The 19,935-nt window shown below is 68.8% G+C and carries 19 protein-coding genes; 5 read left to right on the top strand and 14 right to left on the bottom strand.

What is annotated here, in order from left to right:
• Positions 1-211 precede the first annotated feature (211 nt).
• The 4 genes from ACGFH6_RS40940 to ACGFH6_RS40925 all read right to left on the bottom strand — a co-directional run bounded on the left by ACGFH6_RS40940 (position 212) and on the right by ACGFH6_RS40925 (position 5,630).
• Positions 212-1,099 carry a MurR/RpiR family transcriptional regulator gene (locus tag ACGFH6_RS40940; RefSeq protein ID WP_393395972.1) on the bottom strand — a complete coding sequence of 296 codons (888 nt, stop codon included), beginning with the start codon at positions 1,097-1,099 and terminating at the stop codon, positions 212-214.
• 110 nt (positions 1,100-1,209) lie between these two features.
• Complete coding sequence (locus ACGFH6_RS40935; RefSeq protein WP_393395969.1) at positions 1,210-2,151, bottom strand: tetratricopeptide repeat protein; 942 nt, start codon at positions 2,149-2,151, stop codon at positions 1,210-1,212.
• Between the two features lie 64 nt (positions 2,152-2,215).
• Entirely contained in the window at positions 2,216-3,913 is a 1,698-nt protein-coding gene (locus tag ACGFH6_RS40930) for an NAD-binding protein (protein ID WP_393395967.1), read from the bottom strand.
• Positions 3,914-3,956: 43 nt separating this feature from the next.
• The gene (locus ACGFH6_RS40925) at positions 3,957-5,630 is read right to left on the bottom strand and encodes a methylmalonyl-CoA mutase (protein ID WP_393395964.1); all 1,674 of its coding nucleotides are present in this window, start codon (positions 5,628-5,630) and stop codon (positions 3,957-3,959) included.
• Positions 5,631-5,746: 116 nt separating this feature from the next.
• Between ACGFH6_RS40925 and ACGFH6_RS40920 the strand changes: the two genes are divergently transcribed.
• On the top strand, positions 5,747-6,859 hold the full coding sequence (locus tag ACGFH6_RS40920; RefSeq protein WP_393395961.1) for a hypothetical protein: 1,113 nt from the start codon (positions 5,747-5,749) through the stop codon (positions 6,857-6,859).
• A gap of 12 nt (positions 6,860-6,871) precedes the next feature.
• On the opposite strand, the gene ACGFH6_RS40915 is transcribed toward ACGFH6_RS40920, so the two are convergent.
• From ACGFH6_RS40915 to ACGFH6_RS40880, 8 genes are all read right to left on the bottom strand, one after another.
• A complete protein-coding gene (locus ACGFH6_RS40915; RefSeq protein WP_393395958.1) occupies positions 6,872-8,506 on the bottom strand; it encodes a dipeptide ABC transporter ATP-binding protein in 1,635 nt (544 codons plus the stop codon).
• The gene (locus tag ACGFH6_RS40910; RefSeq protein WP_393395956.1) at positions 8,503-9,033 is read right to left on the bottom strand and encodes a GbsR/MarR family transcriptional regulator; all 531 of its coding nucleotides are present in this window, start codon (positions 9,031-9,033) and stop codon (positions 8,503-8,505) included. Before ACGFH6_RS40910 ends, ACGFH6_RS40915 begins: the two co-directional genes overlap by 4 nt.
• Positions 9,030-10,493, bottom strand: coding sequence for a serine hydrolase domain-containing protein (locus ACGFH6_RS40905; RefSeq protein WP_393395953.1), 1,464 nt, complete (start codon positions 10,491-10,493; stop codon positions 9,030-9,032). The genes ACGFH6_RS40910 and ACGFH6_RS40905 overlap by 4 nt, the downstream gene beginning before the upstream one ends.
• Positions 10,494-11,387, bottom strand: a complete 894-nt coding sequence (locus ACGFH6_RS40900; RefSeq protein ID WP_393395949.1) for an ABC transporter permease — start codon at positions 11,385-11,387, stop codon at positions 10,494-10,496. It lies immediately after the preceding gene.
• The gene (locus ACGFH6_RS40895; RefSeq protein ID WP_131355656.1) at positions 11,380-12,306 is read right to left on the bottom strand and encodes an ABC transporter permease; all 927 of its coding nucleotides are present in this window, start codon (positions 12,304-12,306) and stop codon (positions 11,380-11,382) included. The genes ACGFH6_RS40900 and ACGFH6_RS40895 overlap by 8 nt, the downstream gene beginning before the upstream one ends.
• Complete coding sequence (locus ACGFH6_RS40890; RefSeq protein ID WP_393395945.1) at positions 12,306-13,682, bottom strand: M14 family zinc carboxypeptidase; 1,377 nt, start codon at positions 13,680-13,682, stop codon at positions 12,306-12,308. The genes ACGFH6_RS40895 and ACGFH6_RS40890 overlap by 1 nt, the downstream gene beginning before the upstream one ends.
• Positions 13,682-15,277, bottom strand: a complete 1,596-nt coding sequence (locus ACGFH6_RS40885; protein ID WP_393395942.1) for an ABC transporter substrate-binding protein — start codon at positions 15,275-15,277, stop codon at positions 13,682-13,684. The genes ACGFH6_RS40890 and ACGFH6_RS40885 overlap by 1 nt, the downstream gene beginning before the upstream one ends.
• Positions 15,278-15,450: 173 nt before the next feature.
• Positions 15,451-15,954, bottom strand: a complete 504-nt coding sequence (locus ACGFH6_RS40880; RefSeq protein ID WP_393395939.1) for a MarR family winged helix-turn-helix transcriptional regulator — start codon at positions 15,952-15,954, stop codon at positions 15,451-15,453.
• A 32-nt stretch (positions 15,955-15,986) separates the two neighbouring features.
• Here ACGFH6_RS40880 and ACGFH6_RS40875 point away from each other — a divergent pair, with 32 nt between their 5' ends.
• From ACGFH6_RS40875 to ACGFH6_RS40860, 4 genes are all read left to right on the top strand, one after another.
• Entirely contained in the window at positions 15,987-16,433 is a 447-nt protein-coding gene (locus ACGFH6_RS40875; protein ID WP_393395937.1) for a DUF4231 domain-containing protein, read from the top strand.
• A gap of 31 nt (positions 16,434-16,464) precedes the next feature.
• On the top strand, positions 16,465-17,211 hold the full coding sequence (locus tag ACGFH6_RS40870) for a maleylpyruvate isomerase family mycothiol-dependent enzyme (RefSeq protein WP_393395934.1): 747 nt from the start codon (positions 16,465-16,467) through the stop codon (positions 17,209-17,211).
• Between the two features lie 82 nt (positions 17,212-17,293).
• Complete coding sequence (locus ACGFH6_RS40865) at positions 17,294-17,641, top strand: YciI family protein (protein WP_131355674.1); 348 nt, start codon at positions 17,294-17,296, stop codon at positions 17,639-17,641.
• Between the two features lie 11 nt (positions 17,642-17,652).
• A complete protein-coding gene (locus ACGFH6_RS40860) occupies positions 17,653-18,885 on the top strand; it encodes an RNA polymerase sigma factor (RefSeq protein ID WP_393395930.1) in 1,233 nt (410 codons plus the stop codon).
• A 2-nt stretch (positions 18,886-18,887) separates the two neighbouring features.
• Here the strand turns inward: ACGFH6_RS40860 and ACGFH6_RS40855 are convergent, their stop codons facing one another.
• Together ACGFH6_RS40855 and ACGFH6_RS40850 are read right to left on the bottom strand one after the other, a co-directional pair.
• Positions 18,888-19,604, bottom strand: a complete 717-nt coding sequence (locus ACGFH6_RS40855; RefSeq protein ID WP_393395927.1) for a PH domain-containing protein — start codon at positions 19,602-19,604, stop codon at positions 18,888-18,890.
• A gap of 108 nt (positions 19,605-19,712) precedes the next feature.
• Positions 19,713-19,871 carry a hypothetical protein gene (locus tag ACGFH6_RS40850; RefSeq protein ID WP_165555682.1) on the bottom strand — a complete coding sequence of 53 codons (159 nt, stop codon included), beginning with the start codon at positions 19,869-19,871 and terminating at the stop codon, positions 19,713-19,715.
• Positions 19,872-19,935 lie beyond the last annotated feature (64 nt).

Below are 19,935 nucleotides of genomic sequence, written 5' to 3'. Positions count from 1 at the left end.
GGCGGTTGACGGAGGGCGGAAATCGCGGGCGGTTGACGGAGGGCGGAAATCGCGGGCGGTTGACGGAGGGCGGAAATCGCGGGCGGTTGACGGAGGGCGGAAATCGCGGGCGGTTGACGGAGGGTAGAAATCGGGGGCGGTTGACGGAGGGCGGAAATCGCGGGCGGTTGACGGAGGGTAGAAATCGCGGGCGGTTGACGGAGGGTGGAGATCACGGGCGGCGGCGATGGGTGGAGATGGCTTCGCTGGTGGCGTCGAAGGCTTGTTCGGCCAGTGGGTAGTCGCGTTGAGCCACGCCGAGGTACAGGGCGTCCAGGACGATCATCTGGGCGTGCCGGCCGGAGAGACCGCCGGTGCGGAAGGTGACGTCCCGGGCAGAGGTGACGAGGACGATGTCGGCGGTCCGGGCCAGGGGTGAGCGCGGATAGTTGGTGATGGCAACGGTCGTGGCGCCTTGGCGGCCGGCTCGTTCCAGCGGCTCGAGGACCTCGACCGTTTCGCCGCTGTGGGAGATGCCGACGGCAACATCCCCGACTCCGAGCAGCGCCGCGCTGGTGAGTGCGTTGTGTACGTCGCTCCAGGTGTTGGCGCCGCGGCCGATCCGGTGCAAGCGCAGGCGGAGGTCCTCGGCGACGGACGCGGAACCGGAGACGGCGTACATGTCGATTCGGCGGGCGTTGGAGATTGCTTCGACGGCGCGCCCGAGGGCGTCGACGTCGAGCGACGCGACAGTGTCCTCGAGTGCGCGAGTGTCGGCTCGCAACAGAGTCCGCAGTACGTCGTCCAGTGAGTCGTCCGGCCCGACCTCGGCGCCGGTCCCCCGCTCCCAGCTCAGACTGCTCCGCCCGCTCTCGGCCGCGAGCGCCAGCCGCAGCTCGGCGTACCCGGCCAGGCCGAGCGCAAGGCAGAACCGGGTCACGCTCGGCAGCGACGTACCGCACCGGGCCGCCAACTGCCCGATCGTCGACGAGGCCACTGCTGCCGGATCCCGCAGTACCTCGGTCGCGATCCGGGCCTGTGCCGGGCTGAGCGCCGGCAGCAGTCCGTGGATCCGCGCCTCGAGGCTCGGCGGTGGGGTCGCGGCGACGGCGCTGGTCATGTGAATTATTCTCAGAGCATCCAACAACAAATTGCAAGAGTTCACACAGCTGCAAAAGACAAGACCCCCTCAGCCACGAGGGCCGAGGGGGTCTGTCACCAAGCAACAAGTCAGAACAACGCAGCCATCAACCGCCGCCGCGCCTTGATCACCCGGTCGTCGTCCGCGCCGACGACCTCGAAGAGCTCGAGCAGGTGCAGCCGGACCGCGTTCCGCTCGTCGCCCGAGGTCGCCTGGATGGTGCTGATCAGCCGGTTGAACGCGTCGTCGACATGCCCGCCCATGAGGTCGACATCGGCCACCAACTGCTGGGCCTCGATGTCCGTCGGGTTGTCGGCCGCCCGCGTCCGCAGGTCGGCCGGCACGTCCTGGGTGCGCTTGACGAGCTGTACCCGGGCCAGGCCCGACTTCGCCTCCGCGTCGGCCGGCGTCTCCTTCAGCAGCTCCTCGTACGCCGCGATCGCGCCGTCCAGGTCACCGGCACCGACCGCGTTCTCAGCCTTCTCGTACCGCGGATTCGGCGGCGGCTCCTCCTCGTCCTCCGCAGCAGGTGCCGCGGGTCCGACGGGATCGGCCCGACCGGTGATGCCGTTCGCGACGGCCACCGTGAGCAGCTGGTCGAGATACCCACGCACCTCCGGGTCACCCAGGGCGCCCTGGAACAGCGGAACCACCTGACCCCGCAGTACGGCGATCACCAGCGGCACCGACTGCACGCCGACCGCCTGGGCCAGCTGTGGGTTCGCATCGACGTCGATCCGGGCCAGCAGGAACTTGCCGGCGTACTCGGTCGACAGTTGGGCCAGCACCGGGCCGAGCGCGATCGACGCCTCCGACCGCGGCGACCAGAACTCGACCACCACCGGCGACTGGATGGACCGCTCGATCACATCGGACTGGAAGGTCGCCTCGCTGACATTCAGCACATACGAACCCGACGCTCCGCCACCGCCCGCCGGTGCGCCACCACCGGAGCCGGGCGGCGGGGCCGCGGGCTTGCGCAGGGACGACAGATCGATCGCCCCTGGACGGGAGAAGTTCGACTGACTCACCACTGCCCTCGCATTCCGGTCGCGCCAAGTTGGCGCTCACTGCGTACGTTCACAGGTCCATCCTCTACGACGCGGTGGAACCGTGTCGTGCCCGGGTCGCCAGCAGCAGTCTGGCCAGCCCACTCCGGGTGCCCGCCACGGCGAGCCGGTCACCGCCTCGGAGCAGTTTGCCGGACGCCGGCTTCCAGTCCCACGGACCATCGTCCTGGCGGGCGAGCACCCGCAATCCGCCTTCCTCGTCCAGCTCCCCCAGGCGCAGGCCGACGGCGACCGAGCCCGGCTCGACGGTGACCTCGGTGAGCAGCAGAACCCGGCGACCGGCCGGGACCGTCACCTGGCTGCGCCGGTTCGCAGCGGCCGCAGCGATCGCCGGGGCGACCAGCATCGACACCGACCGGCTGTGGCCGAGCCCGAGCCGGCGCTCCACTCGCTGCGCCAGGTCGTGGTCGAACATCCGCATCGTGATCCGGGCGTCCGGGTTCAGGTCGCGGACGACCATCGCCGATTCCAGGTTCGTGATGTCGCCGTCGGTCAGCGCGAGCACGGACAGACATCGCTGAACCCCGGCCGACCGCAGGGTCTCCTCGTTACTGCTGTCGCCAATCACCACCGGGATCCGCAAGCGATGCGCGGTCTGTACGCCGGGCGCGTCCTCGTCATGCTCGACGCCGACCACTGCGACGCCCCGCTCGGCCAAGATCTCCAGCACTCGCGCGCCGACCGTCCCGAGGCCGCACACGACCACATGGTTGCGCGGCCGGCCGCGGACCCCGCCGATCACCCGCGACAGTCGCGCACCGATCAGCGAGTCGACGATGACCGCGGTCAGCAGCGCCACCAGCACGATGCCGGTCAACTGCACCACGACGGCTGCGACCTTCGCCCACGGCGCCGCCTCGGAGAACGTGTCGTCCTCGATGCCCGCCGACGTCACCGCACCGGCGGCAAGATAGACAGCCCGCAGCCACTCGACCTTGGCGATGAAATGCGTGAGCACAGTCCCAGCGATCACGAGCAACGCCATCACCGCGGCGATCCGCCGTACCCGCCGGTCGAAGATGTCACCGGCCGCCATCAGCCAGCCGGCCCGCCGTACGTCTCTGGTCCGCCAGACGCTGCGGATGCCGGTGCCGAGCACGATGTCACCGCTCGGATCGGAGCTCGAGATCGGCAGCAGTTCCGGTGTGGCGGACGAGGTCGTGTCGGCGAGCACGGTCAGGTGTGGCTCACGGATCAGGTCGGCCTGACCGGCGACCAGGCGCCGGCCACCGATCTCGAGCCAGGTGAGCTCGTCGTCCTCGAGCGCGTCGGAGACGAACGCCGGCGCGGCCAGCGACGGTCCGGAGATCACAACGCAGTCGCCTAGCAGGCTGTGCAACTGCTTGCCCAGCCGCGGGTTCACCATCTGCACGATGATGCGCAGATGGGGATCCATGTCGCGGGCGGTCAGCGCGGTGTGCACGTTACGAACGTCGTCGGTGTCCAGCAGCACGAGGGCCCGCGCGGTCGACGCGTTGCCGTCCTGAGCGTCGACCCCGGCCCGGCGCAGCAGCGACTCACTGATCACCCGGACACCCATCACCTGCGCGCCGAGCTCACCGATCCGGTCGTAGTGCCGCGACGCCGGGTTGACGACGGCGATCACTCGCTCGCCGGAGGTCACCAGTTCGGTGACGACCCGCAGCATGGTGCGGTCCGAGCCACACACGACCACACCGCGCCCGTCCGCCGGGCCGATCGCCTCCCGGGCCTGCGATCCCAATCCGCTGGGATCCGCCGGGCCTGAGTCGGAGGTGGAACTCTCGTCAGAAGCGGGCGGGCTCTCGGTACTCGCCCCACTCGTCCCGAAGAACGTGACAGATTTCCCCCATCGTGGCCTCCGCACGCGCCGCCTCCAGCATGGGCTCGATCAGGTTGCCAGTACTCCTGGCCGCCTCCACCAGAGCCGTTAGCGTACGCCGGACCCGGTCCTCGTCACGGTGCGACTTGCGTTCCGCGAGCACCCGGCACTGCTCGACCTCGACCTCGTGGCTGACCCGGAGGATCTCCAGCTCGCCGGAGACGGTGTCCGTCAGCGTGTTCACGCCGACGATCTTCTTCTCGCCCTTCTCCAGCTTCTGCTGGTACTCGAAGGCGGCGTCGGCGATCTCGCCCATGAACCAGCCGTCCTCGATCCCGCGCAGGATGCCGGCGGTCATCGAGCCGTCCGGGCTCATCTCCTTGATCCGCGCGAAGATCTCCTCGGCCTCGGCCTCGATCTTGTCGGTGAGCGCCTCGACGAACCAGGATCCGCCGAGCGGGTCGGCGACGTTGGTGACGCCGACCTCCTCCATCAGCACCGACTGCGTGCGCAGCGCGATCTCGGCCGACTCCTCGCTCGGCAGCGCGAGCGTCTCGTCGAGCGCGTTGGTGTGCAGCGAGTTCGTCCCGCCGAGGATGGCGGCCAGCGCCTCGACAGCCGTCCGTACGACGTTGTTGTACGGCTGCTGGGCAGTCAGCGACACCCCGGCGGTCTGCGTGTGGAACCGCAGCGACTGGGCCTTGTCGGTGCGAGCGCCGTACACATCGCGCAGCCAGCGGGCCCAGATCCGGCGGGCGGCGCGGAACTTCGCGATCTCCTCGAAGAAGTCCAGGTGGCTGTCGAAGAAGAACGACAGGCCCGGGGCGAACACGTCGATGTCGAGTCCGCGGGACAGCCCGAGCTCGACGTACCCGAACCCGTCGGCCAGCGTGTACGCCAGCTCCTGCCCGGCCGTCGAGCCGGCCTCGCGGATGTGGTAGCCGGAGACGCTGAGTGGCTTGTACGCCGGGATGCGCTCGGCGCAGTACTCCATCAGGTCACCGATCAGGCGCAGGTGCGGTTCCGGTGGGAACAGCCACTCCTTCTGCGCGATGTACTCCTTGAAGATGTCGGTCTGCAGCGTCCCGTTGAGCTTGGTGATGTCCGCGCCCTGCCGCTCGGCCGAGACCAGGTACATCACGAACGCCGGTACGGCGGGGCCGGAGATCGTCATCGAGGTCGTGACGTCCTGCAGCGGGATGTCCTTGAACAGCCGGTCCATGTCGGCGGCCGAGTCGATCGCGACACCGCAGTGCCCGACCTCGCCGAGCGCCTTCGGGTCGTCGGAGTCGCGGCCCATCAGCGTCGGCATGTCGAACGCGACGGACAGGCCGCCGCCACCGCCGTTCAGGATCATCTTGTACCGCTCGTTGGTCTGCTCGGCGTTGCCGAAGCCGGCGAACTGGCGGATCGTCCAGGTGCGGCCGCGGTAGCCGGTCGGGTACAGGCCGCGGGTGAACGGGAACTCCCCCGGCCAGCCGATCCGCTCCATCCGAGGGTCGTCGACACCCTCGGGGGGTCCGTACACCGGTGCGACCTCGGTGCCGGACAGCGTGGTGAAATCCGCCTCCCGCTTGCGCGCCGCGTCGTACCGCTGCTGCCACCGGCTCCGGCCGGCCGCGATCTGCTCGGCATCCATCAGTCAGACCTCCTAGGGGACTGGTCCCAAAATACTAGGACGTCCAACTATTTCCAATTCCCCGACTGACCCCGATCCGGCGAGATAATGCGCGCCAGGGCCTGGGGAGGGAGTCCGTGCGGACTTTGACGACCGGATCGGTCGGGGTGCACTACAGCCAGCTGTACGTCCAGAGCCACGAGTTCGTGTCGGACCTGGGCGCTTCCTTCGCCGGCCAGCAGAACGGGCTGTGCGGTGCGGCGGTGCCCGGGGCGCTGTTCCTGATCACCGGCCTGCACACAGGCGACGTCGGCTTCTCGGTCGAGTTGCACGGCTCCGAACCTCCGGTCGACGACGCCTGGGAGGAGATCGTCGAGGCGTCCTACACGCCGGTCGGCGCGACCACCGCGCTCGTCGGCTGGGCCGGCGAGTGGCAGGAGCCGCTGGACCTCGCCGAGACCGACTACCGGGTGCGGTACTGCGGGACCGGGATGGACGCCGGCCACAAGACCGACACCACGCTCGACGGCGAGCCGCTCGTCGACCACTACCTCTTGCAGTTCTGGCCCGCGCCGCCCGAGCCCGACCGGGTCATCAAGGTGACGAGCGGTACGGCGGCGTACTGGCACGACTCTGCGCGACAGCAACCGCCTCCACCCACCGCGGAGGAACGTGCCGAAGCCGAGCGCCAGGCCGCACTCGAGCAGGAGCGCCGCCAGGCTGAGGCCCGGTTGGCGTTCGAGACGCGGGAGTGGGGTGGCGTGCTGCCCAGCGAGCCACTGCGGCGACTCGCCTGGAAGGCGATCCCGCTCGCGCTGCACGACCGGCCGCTGCTGGACGCGATCGACCGGGTCGATGCCGGGACCCAGCGGGTGGTCGCGCGGTGGTCCGCCCGGCGCGCGATCACCGAGGCGGGCCTCCTGCCGCTCGACTGGATCGCCGCGACGCTGGACGCCCTGGATCGGGGTGACGAGTTGCCGGAGATCTTTCGCGAGGACCGGGCGTTCGACCGGATGTGGAACGACGACAGGGTGCGGCACACGATCATCACGACAGTCGACCGTCGCTTCGACAACTTCTCGCAGCAGTCGATGGCGCTGCCCGCCGTCAGGTCGGCAGCCGTCGCGGACCCGCTCGAAGCCGCGGTCCAAACTGTCTGGGTGGCGATCAGCACCTTCGGCTTCGGCCGGGAGCAGGACTTCCGCGCCGAGCTGCGGCAGGCCTTCCCGGCGTTGGCCGACAACGAGTAGGCACCGCCGGTGCTAGCCGGCCAGGCGAAGGGAGCGGCGGTAGGCCTGTTCGCGGGGATCCGGGACGGGCGCCGCTTCCAGAAGGCGGATCGTGTACGGGTCCTGGGGTGCGCGCAGAACGGCTTCGCGGGCGCCCTGTTCGACCAGCTTGCCGTGGCTCATCACGGCGACGCGGTCGCAGACCTGATCGACCACCGCGAGGTCGTGGCTGATGAACAAGCAGGCGAAATGCAGCCGGTCCTGCAGCGACCGGAGCAACTCGAGCACAGTCGCCTGTACGGACACGTCGAGTGCCGACGTGGGCTCGTCCGCGATCAACAGGCCGGGATCGAGCGAGATCGCCCTCGCGATCGACACGCGCTGCCGCTGACCGCCGGACAGCTCGTGCGGATACCGCCCGGCCCATCCGCGCGGCAGCTCGACGCTGTCCAGCAGTTCCTCGACCCGTCCCCGCAGCTCAGCACCCCGTACGCCGCGATGGACGGCGAGCGGTTCGCCGATGGACTGACCGATCGTGGCGCGCGGGTTCAGTGAACCGGCCGGGTTCTGGAACACCACGCCGATCCGGGACCGGGTCTGACGCACGACCGAGGACGACGCGGTGGTGAGCGCCTGGCCGTCGACGCGGACCTCGCCCGAGGTGATCGGTGCGAGACCGAGCACGGACTTCCCGATGGTCGACTTCCCCGACCCGGACTCCCCCACCAGACCGGTGATCTCGCCGGGGTTGAGCGCGAGGTTCACGTGATCCACCGCAAGGACCGTCTTGCCGCGCCGGCCGCGGTACTCGACCACGAGATCCTCGACCGACAGAGCCGGCGTACCGTCCGTCGGCCCGGAGGGCTTGTCGTCGCGCAGACCACCGCGCGGCACCGCGTCGAGCAGCGCCCGCGTGTACGGCTGGGCCGGCCGGTCGAACAGCTCGTGGACGTCGGCCGTCTCGACGACCGACCCCTTGCGCATGACAACGACCCGGTCGGCCACGTCCGCGACCACGCCCATGTCGTGGGTGATGATCATGATCGCCCCGGAGATCTCCGACCGCATCGCGAGCAGTACGTCGAGCACCTCCTGCTGCACGGTCACATCCAGCGCGGTGGTCGGCTCGTCGGCGATCAGCAGCTCGGGGTCACAGGCGACCGCGATCGCGATCATCACCCGTTGGCACTGACCCCCGGACAGCTGGTGCGGGTAGTACTTCAACCGCGACTCGGGCTCGGGGATCTCGACCATCGCGAGCAGCTCGATCGCCCGCTCACGGGCCTGCGCGCGAGACAGCGCGGGCTGGTGCGCCCGGATCATCTCGATCAGCTGCGACCCGATCGTGAAGACCGGGTCGAGCGCGCCGACCGGATCCTGGAAGATCATCGCGATCCGCCGGCCGCGCAACGCCGTCAGCTCGGCCCGCGACATCGACAGCACGTCATCGCCGCCGAAGCTGATCCGACCGCCGACAGTCGCGTTGGACGGCAGCAGCCCGAGCGCCGCCAGCGAGGTGACACTCTTGCCCGATCCGGACTCCCCCACGACCGCGAGTACCTCGCCCGGCCGGACCGCGAAACTCACCTGGTCCACCGCGCGGTGCGTCGTACCGCCGACGGTGAAGTCGACGGTCAGCTCCTCGAACCGCAGGACGTCGTCGCTCACTGGCCCTCCCCTTGATCGGACGCGGCGTCCAACTTGTCCCGGTACTCTTCCCAGTCCGCCAGCATCTTGCGGTGGTACGCCGTCAGCCACTCGAAGTAGTTGCGCGCGTTCCGCAGCCGCTTGCGCGGACCGGGCATCCCGTCAGGCAGCTCGGTCAGCATGTGATCGAAGAGTTGTCGCTGCTTGCCCAGAGACCGCCGCTCACCGGCCAGGAAGCTGCCCCAGATGTCGTCGTCGACCTTGAAGTAGTGACTGCGATCTCCGGGGACGGCGTGCCTCGCGACGAAGCCGAGATCGATCAGCCGCCGGGTGGTGCTCGAGATCGAGCCCGCACTCGCGGCCAGCGCCCGGGCCAGCTCGGCCGAGGAGACGAACGGCTTGTTGCTCACCATCAGGTAGCCGAGCACCCGGCCCTCCATCCGCGGCGAGCCGGCCAGCTCTCTGAGCAGGGCGAACTGCTCGACGAACTCCGCGCGGCGCGGGTCCTCCTCCCAGGTCTCGTCGTCGACGGGCTTGTCGTCCGTCATGACGACCTCCTGGCCACAGGGTGCACCTCGGCGTCCGCGATCTGCGCCGACCGGCGGGCCCGGAACACCTCGACCGGCCACCGCGAGCTCCCGCCGTACCGGACGACCTCGGGCTTTCCGTCCGCGTCCCAGCTGAACTCCACCTTCTCGCCGATCGACCCGAACCCGGCCGCCGGTACGACGGCCAGCGTGTTCTCGTCGATGACCTGGAGCTCCTCGTAGCTGTCGACCGGGTCCGGCGCGGCCGGGAAGAACGCGACCAGCCGGCCACCCAGCAGCGCGATGCTCATCACGCCCATCAGGTTCGCGAAGTCGCCGCAGAACCGGCGCCCGTCGATGTCGCTCGGCACCGCGGAGCCGGCCGGAGCGTTGGCGGCCAGGTCGAGCAGCTTGACCACGCCGGTCGCGAGGACCCCGGCCGGGCCGCCGATGCAGTTGGTGAGCACCGATACGACGATCTGGTCGACCGGGTCGATGAAGGTCCGGGTGATGTGGCCCGGATACCCGCCGCTGTGGCCGACCAGTCGACGGTCGCCGACCTTCACGATGTCCAGGCCCAACCCGTACCGGCCGATCTCGCGCCCGTGCGCGTTGACCAGGCTCTCGTCGCGCTGCAGCAGCCGCTTGCTCGCGTCGGTCAGCAACTGATCAGCTCCGAAGAAGTGCGCGGCGCCGTACGTCGTGAGGTCCTCAGCGGTCGAGTAGCAGCCGGTGGCCGCGGCCATCGCCCGCGTGTCGACGTGCGGGATGGTCTCGCGTACGTCGGAGCCGTCCAGCAGTCCGGTGTGACCACCGGCGTACTCACTCGCCCGTTCCGGATCCCACTCCGCGCCGGTGTTCGCCAGGCCGAGCCGACTGGTGATGTTGGCGGCGACGTAATCGCCGTACGAGAGCCCGCTCGCGGACTCGATCACCAGGCCGAGCAGCGAGTAGCCGATGTTCGTGTACTTGAAGTGCTCGTTGGGCTCGAACACCTGGCCGTGGCTCAGGCACAGTTCCACCAGCGCCTTGCGGTCCGGGAACGGATCCATCAGCTGCCAGTAGTCCTTGTCGACACCGTCGCGGATCACGCCGCCCTGGTGGCCGAGCAGCTCGCGCACGGTGACCGGCGCCAGCGCGCTGCCGGCCAGCTCGGGCACGTGCGCGTCGATCGGGTCGTCGAGGCGGACCTTGCCCTGCTCGACCAACTGCAGGATCGAGGTCGCGGTGAACGTCTTCGAGTGCGACGCGATCCGGAACAGATGGTCAGTCCGCAGCGGCGTACCGGCCACCTCGTCGCTGTTGCCCAGGGCGGTCGACAGGACGAGCTCGTCACCGACCCGGATCGCCGCCTGGACTCCCGGCGTTCGCAGGTAGCGGCGCTGGTACTCCAGCCAGCTCTCGATCGCGGGAGCGGCTTCACGAGCGGTGGTGAGGTCATACGAGGACAAGGCGGCGTCCGTTCTGTCGTGGGTGGTCATTCAGGAGCGTCCCTTCGGGTTGACCGCGTCGCGGAGTACGTCGCCGAGGGTGATCAGGCTCAGTACGGTCGCGGCGAGGAAGATGCCCGGGTAGATCAAGGTGTGCGGTGCCTGCTGGAACCTGGACTGCGCGGTGGCGAGTTGCAGGCCCCACGAGATCGACGGCGCCCGCAGGCCGAGGCCGAGGAACGTCAGCGTCGACTCCGCGACGATCACGCCCCCGACGGTCAGCGTGGCGACCGCGAGCACCGGGCCGATCGAGTTCGGCAACACATAGTGACTGAGAATGCGGGTGGTCGGGAACCCCATGGCCTTGGCCGCTTGCACGTACTCCGCGTCCCGGGTCGCGCGGACCGTCGTCCGAACCATCCGGGCCAGCGCCGGCCAGGAGAACAGCGCGAGCACGAGCGCGACCGACAGCACCGACCGCTTGCCGAGACTGTTCAGTACGACGATCGCCCCGAGCAGGAACGGGAATCCGAGGAAGACATCGGTCAACCGGGCCAGCACCGAGTCGGCCCAGCCACCGACGTACCCGGCAACAGTGCCGACTCCGACGGCGATGACGAGCGCGACCAGCGTGCACATCAGGCCGACCGCCAGCGATGCGCGAGCACCATGGACGACGTTCGCGTACACGTCGCAGCCCTGCAGGTCCTGACCGAACGGATGCCCGTGCGACGACGGACGAGCACTCGCCGAGATGTCGCACGCACGCGGATCCGGGTTGCCGAACCACCCGCCGACCCACTCCGGGAACAGAGAGAGCAACAGGAGTACGGCGAGCACCGTCAACGGCAGCCAGAACAACACGCGGCGCCGGACGGTCGCCCAGACCCCGCGCCCCGCGAGGGTGTCCTCCTCGATCGGCTGCACCAGCATCTGGTCAGTCATGGCGGATCCTCGGGTCGAGCAGCGAGTTGAGCAGATCGACGACCACGCTGGTGAGCAGGAAGATCAGGATCAGCGCGGTCGCGATGCCGACCACGGTCGGACCCTCGTGCACCCGGATCGACTGGAACAGCAACTGACCGACGCCGGGCAGGTTGAAGATCCCCTCGGTCACCACAGCACCGCCGAGCAACGCGCCCAGGTCGATCGCCAGATAGGTCAGCACCGGGATCGAGGAGTTCCGCAGTACATGGATGCCGACCACCCGGCGCCGGGTCAGGCCCTTGGCCCACAGCGCCCGGACGAAGTCCGAACTCATCGTGTCGACCACGCTCCCCCGGGTCAGCCGGGCCACCGCGGCCAGCCCGTACAGCGCCAGCACCGTCGCCGGCAGCAAGTACGACAACGGCCAGCCGTCGGTCACCCCGGCGATCGGCAGCAGCGACAGCTTCACGCCGAACACCAGTTGCGCGGTCACAGCCATCACGAAGATCGGCACCGAGGTGATCAGGATCGTCAGGATCAGTACGCCGCGGTCGATCCAGGTGTTCTTCCGCAGGCCGGCGATCAGGCCGAGGCCGACGCCGATCACGACCTGGATCACCCACGCGGTCAGCGCGAGCCGGATCGTCACCGGCCACCGCGTCGCGAGCCGCTCCGCCACCGACCGGCCGCGGAAGTCGACGCCGAGGTCGCCGGTCAGCAGGTGACCGAGATAGCGCAGGTACTGCGACCACAGCGGATCGTTCAGGTGGTAGAGCTCGCGGATCCGCTCGACCACCGCCGGGGACAGGGGCTGATCGCCGCCCAGGCTGGAGATCGGGTCGCCGGGCAGCGCGAACACGGCCGCGTAGATGGCGAACGTGACGCCGAAGAACACGAGCACGAGTTCGATCACTCGGCGGATGGTGAAGCGCAGCATCAGCCCGCCTCTCGCCGTACGGCGTTCAGTAGCGCGAGGGTGGCGGCGTACTGGACTCCGACGAGGTCCTTGATCGGGACGGTCCGCAGCTCCTGGTCGAGGGCGGCGGCCTCGACCTGCCACTCCCGGTAGAGCTCACGCATCCGCCGGCTGAGTGGGTGCAGTACGGCGGCCGCACTCCCCCGCGCGATCTCGCCCTCGAGCGAGCGAAGCAGCATGCCCCCGAACCTCAGCCGGAACGACCGGTGCACATCGGTCAGCCCGAAGGCCTCCGCGACCGTCGCCATCCGCGCGGGGTCCTCCTTCCCGGCCCGGAGCCGGTCGCGTTCCGGCCGCTTGGCCAGGTACGGGAGGAAGGCGTCGGTCGCCCGGACCAGCTGCGAGTCGCCGGACAGGTACGGGCGGGCCGCGTCGAAGATCTCGATCATCGCGTCGAGATCCTTGCCGAGGGCATCGGCCATCCGGGCCAGCACGTCGCGGTACGGCACGTCGCTCGGCGTCTGGTCGTCGTTCGCGGGATGCGTCCAGTACGGCAGCTCGGCGACCAGGCTGACCGTCCCGTGCCGCTCGGCGTACTCCGCCGACGAACCACCCGACGACGAGTACGGCGTCAGCCCCAGACTCTCGGTGTAGTCGTACGTCGCCTTGGCCGAGATCATCTCGTAGACCGCGGGACCGAGCGGCCGCGCGACCGGGGTCTCGGGCTCACCGAGGTCGAGGGGCAGCCCGAACGACGCGGTGATCGCGTGCAACTCGTCGACGAAACCGCCGAGCTCACGGGTGACGTAGTAGTACACGCCGCCGACCTCGGTGTTGTGCAGGGAGACGGCGACCACCGGCTTGAGCTCGTCGATCACCCGCATCAGGGCGAACGCCTCGGGCATCACCTGGTCGAAGTACGCGTTCTTGTACTGGAACGGGAACGACCACTCGACCTGCTCGGCCGGGGCCGGGCGGTAGAAGTGCTCGAGGCAGTTCACCCGGTTGAACGGACCGTCGAACCAGCCCTCGTTCAGGCGGGTGCCGTCGGGGTCGATGCAGCCGACGATGTTCCAGCGGCAGCCGCCGCGGAGATCCTCGTCGGCGCAGAGATCCTCGGCCAGCCGGATCGCGGTCCAGAAGCCGATCGGTTCGTTCGGGTGCACCCCGGCGTACACGAGCGCCTCGTCGGGGCCGGTGCCGATCGAGTACATCGTGATCGGGTCGCCGAGGCGCGACGTCCCGATCCGTCGGCTGGTGACCAGGTCCGGGTAGCGGCCGGCCAGTTCATCCAGGCGGTCGGCGATCTCGTCGACGCCCGGGAAGTGGTCCAGGTCGGGCACGCGGTGGGCCCGCTCCAGGATCTCCTGGAGCGGGCTCGGGTTGGTTGCCGTCATCAACTATCCGCCAGGGTGGTGTTCTCGAGTTCCAGGCTGCCCGCGCCCTCGGCCAGCTTCGCGATCCGGTCCGAGGTGGCGTAGGTGTACTTCTCGAAGAACATCGGCGGGGCCGGGAAGTCCTTGATGATCGCCTTCTGGACGTCGACGTACCCCTCGATCGCCTTCTGCGGATCGACCTGCGCATCCGCCTTGGCCAGCAACTGCTCGACCTGCGGGGTGTAGTAGGGGATGCAGTTCACGCAGCCGCCCGCCTTGGTGTAGAAGGACCGCAGCGTGTTCTGCTGGCTGGCGTAGAGGGCGCCCCAGCGGGAGAAGTACGGGCCGCTCAGCTTCTTCTCGTTGCGCAGCTTCTGGAACTCCGGGAAGTCCGTGGTCGGCGTCGCGGTGACGTCCTTGATCCCGAGGTTCTGCCGGAGCTGGTTGGCGTAGGCGTTGTAGAGGTCGTCGAGCCCGGACCCACCCGGGTAGCGGATCTCCATCTTGCCGCTGAAGCCGCCCGCCTCGGCCAGCAACTGTTTGGCCTTGGTGGGGTTGAACGTGCACAGCTCACCGCAGAGGCCCTTCGGCGTACCCGGCTCGCCCGGCGGGGTCAGCGCGGTGGCGGGCGTCCAGATGCCGCCGTAGATGACGTTGCTGACGGCCTGGCGGTCGATCGCCATCGAGATCGCCTCGCGCACCCGGACATCTTGATAGCGCTTGTCCCACAGCGGCAGGCCGAGGTAGTTCATGCCGAGGCCCTCGAAGACGTACGCACGGTCGCCGAAGTCCTTCTTCACCTGCGCCATCCGGGCCGCCGGGACGAAGATGATGTCGGTGTTGCCGGCCTGGACGTCGGTGTAGGCCGTGGTCATGTCGGTGTACGGCTTGAACACGATCTCGTCGATGCTCGGCTTCGGGCCCTGGTAGTTCGCGAAGGCCTTCACCGTCATCGGCTCGTTCTCGGTGTAGCTGCCGTCCATCTCGAACGGCCCGTTGCCGATCGGCTTCTTGCCGTATCCGTCGAGATCCTTGTACGCCGCCTCGGGCATCGGGAAGAACCCGGTCTGTGCCTGCGACAACTGGGTCGGGAACTGCCCGTCGGGGCTCTTCAGCGTGACCGTGAAGGTGAGCTCGTCGACCACCTTGAGGCCGGACAGCTCCTTGGTCTTCGGCGTGCCGTTGGCCGGATTCAGGGCGTCGTACCCGGCGATGTTGACGAGTTGGCCGCTGTTCTCCCAGGCGTTCGGGCCGTAGGCGACCGTGTTCCACGCCTTCACGTAGCTCTCCGCGGTGACCTTCTCGCCGTTGTGGAAGGTCCAGCCCGGGCGCAGCTTGACGGTCCAGTGCACGGCGTCGGTCGACTTCACCGACTCGGCGTTCAGGTAGGTCAGGCTGCCGTCGCTCTTCACGTAGGTGAGCGCGGAGAACAGCACCTTGTCCTGCGCGAAGGCGATGGTCTGACGGCCCGGGTTCAGCGTGACCGGGTCGTCGACGGCGTACGAGACCGACCTGACTCCGTCGGCCGGGGAGGCGGAACCGCCGCCGGAACAGCCTGACAGCGTGAGGGCGCCGGCGAGCAGGACGGCGGTCACCCGGACAGCACGGCGTTTCATGGATCCTCCAGCTACTTCCGCGGCCGCAGGGCGGGCCGACTGTGTTCCCCCGATCCTGGATGCCCTGAGCTTGTAGCGCAATAGGGAAACTTGGGAAGTTTCAGTAGGAAATGAACTCTTAGCGCGGACGTAACACTGGACGACACCTGATTCAGGCGTGGATCAGGCTTGGATCAGCTGAAGTCGCCGGCGTTGTGGCGGAGCGGTTCGAGCACCGACCAGAGCATCTTGAGCTGCTCGTCGTTGAGTCCGCTGAGGGCGAAGTCGGCGGCGACGAGGTCGGCGGTGGCCCGCTCGACCAGGTCCCGTCCGTCCTGAGTGATCTCGCACAACACCGCGCGGCCGTCATCCGGGTGCGGGGTCCGGGTCACCAGCCCGGCCGCCTCGAGCCGGCGGACGATCGAGGTGACCGACGTCGGGTGGACCTGCAGCCGCTCCCCCATCTTCCCCAGCGGCAGCGACCCGCGCCGCGAGAACGTGAGCAGCACCAGCGCCTCGAACCGCGCGAACGTCAGTCCGTGCTTGCGAAGGATGTCGTCCAGTTCCCCGATGACGATCTGCTGCGCCCGCATCAGCGACGTGACGGCCCGCATCTGCTCGACCGCACCCCAGCGTCGCCCCCACTGCCGCGACGCCTCGTCGATCGGATCGAACGGCAACGCCCTCTTCCTCGCCATGAGCCGAAGATTAGCTGGACACTAGGCACACCATGGCCAGACTCAGAGATTCGGACTTCCCGGCGCTCGGCACCGACGCGCCCGCGGAGCAGTTGATCAGCCTCCGCTTCCGCTGGTATCACCACCAAGCCAACCAAGCCCGGGTCGCGTACCGAGGGCTGGGCACCGTCCAGCTCGTCGCGGCCCTGTTCGTCGCGATCTCGGTCGCGATCAGCGCACCCATCTGGCTCGCTCCGTCGCTCGGCGCCCTGATCGCGCTGGCCGAGGGGATCCGGACGCTGTTCGGGTTCAAGGACTCGTATCCGACCTACCGCCGGACCGCCGAGGACCTGCGGAACGAAGCCTGGTTGTACGTCCAGCGGGCCGGCCGGTACACCGCCGCCGAGGATCCGGCCAAACTGCTGACCGAACGCGTGGTGGAGATCAGTCACACCGAGACAGCCGACTGGGAAGAAGCACTCAAGCAGCGGAGCGTCTGAAAGTGTCTGCGGGGTCTGGGAGGGTCCGGGTATGACGTTGTCGACGGAGCAGGCCGAGTTCTATCTGGGGCACATGCGGAGTGAGGGTGCTCGGCTGGGGGAAGTCGGGCGGATGGGGCTGGAAGCGCCGGTGCCCAGTTGTCCGGGCTGGACCGTGGAGTCCGTACTGCGTCACGTGGCGCAGGTGTACGTGCACAAGGTGGAGGTGCTGCGGCTCGGCGCACTGCCCGACCCGTGGCCGCCGGACTTCGATGCACAGGAGACATTCGAGTGGTACGACGAGGCGCTCGCGGCGATCGTCGCCGCGTTGGAGAAGGCCGGGACGTCGCTGGAGACCTGGACGTTCAATCCGGACGACGCCACCTCGGGGTTCTGGTACCGGCGGATGGCGCTGGAGAGTGTCGTGCACCGGATCGACGTCGAGCAGGCGCATGACGTGGTCACACCGATCGCGGCCGAACTGGCGCTCGACGGTATCGACGAGTTGCTGTTCCCGAACCTCGGCGGACCGTGGTGGGAGGAGGGCGACACCGCTCACCCCGTCGACGCGACCATTCGGATCACGGCCGAGGGCCGCACCTGGACGATCAGCGCGGACAGCACCAGCGTCACCGTGCAGCAGGGCGCCCAGGGCGACGCGGCCGCCGAGATCTTCGGTGCACCCGACGCGGTGTTCCTGTGGTTGTGGGGTCGCGCCGACGCTTCCGCGGTCCAGACCGCCGGCGACGCGAGCGTCGTACAGGAGTTCCGTGCGCGGGTCGCGGAGGCCACTCGCTGACGGATGTCCTGTTCGCGGGTTGCTGTTCGTTCACTTGCCGAGGGACCACAGTGGATCCTGAAGCACGGAAAGGAGTGGGCTGATGGCGCAGTACCTGGCGCTCGTTTACAGCGCGGACGTGGACTGGTTCGCACCTGAGCAAGCCGAGGAACTCGCGGAGTACCGGCGGTTCCAGGATGAGAACGCCGGCCTGATCACGGCCAGCGCGGTGCTCCATCCGACCAGTACGGCGACCGTCGTACGGGTGGAGGGCGCTCGCGGCGGGAAGGTCGTCACGACCGACGGGCCGTACGCGGAGACGAAGGAAGCACTGACCGGCTACTACCTGGTCGAGGCCGAGGACCTGGAGGCGGCGATCGCGATCGCCCAGCAGATCCCGTCGGCCTGGAACGGCGCGGTCGAGGTGCGCCCGGTGATCCGGGCCCGCTGAAGACTCCGGCGATGGAACCAGGGCACGACGCGGTGGCCGAGACGGTCCGGGTCGAGGGGACACGCATCCTCGCGACGCTGATCCGGACCGTCGGCGACGTGCAACTCGCCGAGGACGCCGTCCAGGAGGCCACCCTGGCGGCCCTCGGCGCCTGGCCGGTGACCGGCGTACCGCCCGAGCCGCGTGCCTGGCTGACCGTGACCGCCCGGCGCAAGGCGATCGACATCATCCGGCGCGAACGGGCGCGCGCCGACAAGGAACGTGACAGCACCCAGCTGATCGAGCTCGGCCGCACCGACATCGTCCCGGCCGAGGTCGTCCAGGACGACCTGCTGCGGCTGATCTTCACCTGCTGCCACCCCGCGCTCTCACCACCGACCCGGGTCGCGTTGGCGTTGCGCACCTTGTGCGGACTGTCCCCCACACAGATCGCCGGCGTCATGCTCACCACCGAGGCCGCGACCGCGAAGCGCCTCACCCGGGCACGGCAGAAGATCGCCGCCGCCCGCATCCCGTACCGGGTGCCGCCCGAGGCCGAACTCCCCGAGCGCCTGCCCGCAGTCTGCGGTGTGGTCCACAGCCTCTACACGTCCGGCCACGCTCCGGTCGAAGGACAGACGGCGTACGACGTCGATGTCTGCGCGGAGGCGATCAGGTTGGCGGAGCTCCTGCACGAACTGCTGCCCGAGCAGCCGATGCCGACCGCCGTACTCGCACTGCTTCTGCTCACCGAAGCGCGCCGGCCTGCCCGCCTGGACGCCGAGGGCGAGGTCGTCACGCTCGACCAGCAGGACCGCGGCCGCTGGGACAACGCGGCGATCGCCCGCGGGATCGACCTTCTCAACGACTCGCTCCTGGGCTCGAACCAGCAGGCCGACGCCTACCAACTCCAGGCCGCGATCGCGGCCGAGCATGCCCGCGCAGCCAGCTATGACAGCACGGACTGGACGGAGATCCTCCGCCTGTACGACCTCCTGGTGTCGGTCGCGCCCAGCCCGGCCGCCTACCTGGGCCGCGCGGTCGCGGCCGCCGAAGCAAAAGGCACCACAGCGGGACTCGCCTTGCTCAGCGAGCTCACGCCCAGCCCACGATGGCACGCCGTCCGCGCCGAGCTACTGGCTCGCGACCACAGGTACGACGAAGCGGTCGAGGAACTCACCAAGGCGCTGGCAGGTCCGTCGACCGACGCCGAACGACGCCATCGCGAGCGTCGCCTCGAACTCTTCCGAGCCGCGGCGGACTGATCTCAGTCCTCGTCGGTCCAGTTGCCGCGTTCGCTGTTGAAGATCGACTTCGACGCCGGGCCCGAGGAGGGCGGCGGACCACCGCGCCGCGCCGGTGCGGGTGCCTGCACCGTGGTGGTGATCTCCTGCGCGGAGTCCATCCCGATCGGACCGGTGCCGTCGTCGTCGGAGTCGTCGTCGCCCTCCACCACGTCGACGCTGGCCGACGCGCGCAGACCGGTGCGCTGGATGACGCGCTGGATGGTCAGGTCCCGGTCGTCCGGGCGGCTGACCCACCTGATCTCCCGGAAGCCCTGGTCCTGCGCCGCGGACTCGAAGACGAAGTGGCCGTACCCGAGGATCCGGCCGATGCTCGGCTTCTTCAGGGTGATGTCGAGGACCCGCGCGATCGGAGTCGTCGCGACGGTCTGGGAGAAGACGCCACGGATCCGCATGACCCGCATGTTGGTGACCACGAACCGGTCCCGGTGGTGGGTGAGGAACTGCCAGAAGGCATGCGAGAGCAGCACCAGCACGAGCGCCAGCACGATGGGCTGGCCGCCGATCGGCGTGCTCACCATCGCGATCAGCAGGGCGGTCGCCAGCGCGACCTCGAGCATCGGCACCGAATACACCACCCAGTGCTGCCGGACCTCGTCGATGACGACCTCGCCCTCGTCCGAGATCAGGTGCTTGCGGACCTTCGGGTCGAAGATCCGGAACAGGCCTATGCCGGCCATCCACTCACTCCCCTACCACCCTCTCTGGCCATCGCAGCCGGCCGCTCCGCGGCCCGTACAGCCAAGTGTCCCGCACGATTGCTCGTAACGGGACACTCAGACGGCAGATCAGCTGAACAGCGCGCTCAAGAAGGTGATCACACTCTCGAACGCGTCACCGATAGCGGAGAACGCGCCTCCCACCGCATCGGCGGCGTTCGCTGGCTGAGTGAACAGATAGAAGGCGGCAAAGGCGATGACCGACCAGATCAACAGCTTCTTCGGCATGTCACCACTCCTCGTTCGCAACCACTCGGTCGACTGTGTTTGAGTTTGTATCACGGACCGTCAC

Source organism: Kribbella sp. NPDC049227 (assembly GCF_043197265.1).
Taxonomy (GTDB): Bacteria; Actinomycetota; Actinomycetes; order Propionibacteriales; family Kribbellaceae; genus Kribbella.
This window is presented reverse-complemented; position numbering and strand designations above follow the sequence as displayed.

Bases quoted from the DNA above. Each gene is read 5' to 3' on its own strand.
- ACGFH6_RS40940 (WP_393395972.1), bottom strand. From the start codon at position 1,099: ATGACCAGCGCCGTCGCCGCGACCCCACCGCCGAGCCTCGAGGCGCGG.
- ACGFH6_RS40925 (WP_393395964.1), bottom strand. From the start codon at position 5,630: ATGGATGCCGAGCAGATCGCGGCCGGCCGGAGCCGGTGGCAGCAGCGG.
- ACGFH6_RS40910 (WP_393395956.1), bottom strand. From the start codon at position 9,033: ATGACGGACGACAAGCCCGTCGACGACGAGACCTGGGAGGAGGACCCG.
- ACGFH6_RS40905 (WP_393395953.1), bottom strand. From the start codon at position 10,493: ATGACCACCCACGACAGAACGGACGCCGCCTTGTCCTCGTATGACCTC.
- ACGFH6_RS40900 (WP_393395949.1), bottom strand. From the start codon at position 11,387: ATGACTGACCAGATGCTGGTGCAGCCGATCGAGGAGGACACCCTCGCG.
- ACGFH6_RS40895 (WP_131355656.1), bottom strand. From the start codon at position 12,306: ATGCTGCGCTTCACCATCCGCCGAGTGATCGAACTCGTGCTCGTGTTC.
- ACGFH6_RS40890 (WP_393395945.1), bottom strand. From the start codon at position 13,682: ATGACGGCAACCAACCCGAGCCCGCTCCAGGAGATCCTGGAGCGGGCC.
- ACGFH6_RS40885 (WP_393395942.1), bottom strand. From the start codon at position 15,277: ATGAAACGCCGTGCTGTCCGGGTGACCGCCGTCCTGCTCGCCGGCGCC.
- ACGFH6_RS40880 (WP_393395939.1), bottom strand. From the start codon at position 15,954: ATGGCGAGGAAGAGGGCGTTGCCGTTCGATCCGATCGACGAGGCGTCG.
- ACGFH6_RS40875 (WP_393395937.1), top strand. From the start codon at position 15,987: ATGGCCAGACTCAGAGATTCGGACTTCCCGGCGCTCGGCACCGACGCG.
- ACGFH6_RS40870 (WP_393395934.1), top strand. From the start codon at position 16,465: ATGACGTTGTCGACGGAGCAGGCCGAGTTCTATCTGGGGCACATGCGG.
- ACGFH6_RS40865 (WP_131355674.1), top strand. From the start codon at position 17,294: ATGGCGCAGTACCTGGCGCTCGTTTACAGCGCGGACGTGGACTGGTTC.
- ACGFH6_RS40860 (WP_393395930.1), top strand. From the start codon at position 17,653: ATGGAACCAGGGCACGACGCGGTGGCCGAGACGGTCCGGGTCGAGGGG.
- ACGFH6_RS40855 (WP_393395927.1), bottom strand. From the start codon at position 19,604: ATGGCCGGCATAGGCCTGTTCCGGATCTTCGACCCGAAGGTCCGCAAG.
- ACGFH6_RS40850 (WP_165555682.1), bottom strand. From the start codon at position 19,871: ATGCCGAAGAAGCTGTTGATCTGGTCGGTCATCGCCTTTGCCGCCTTC.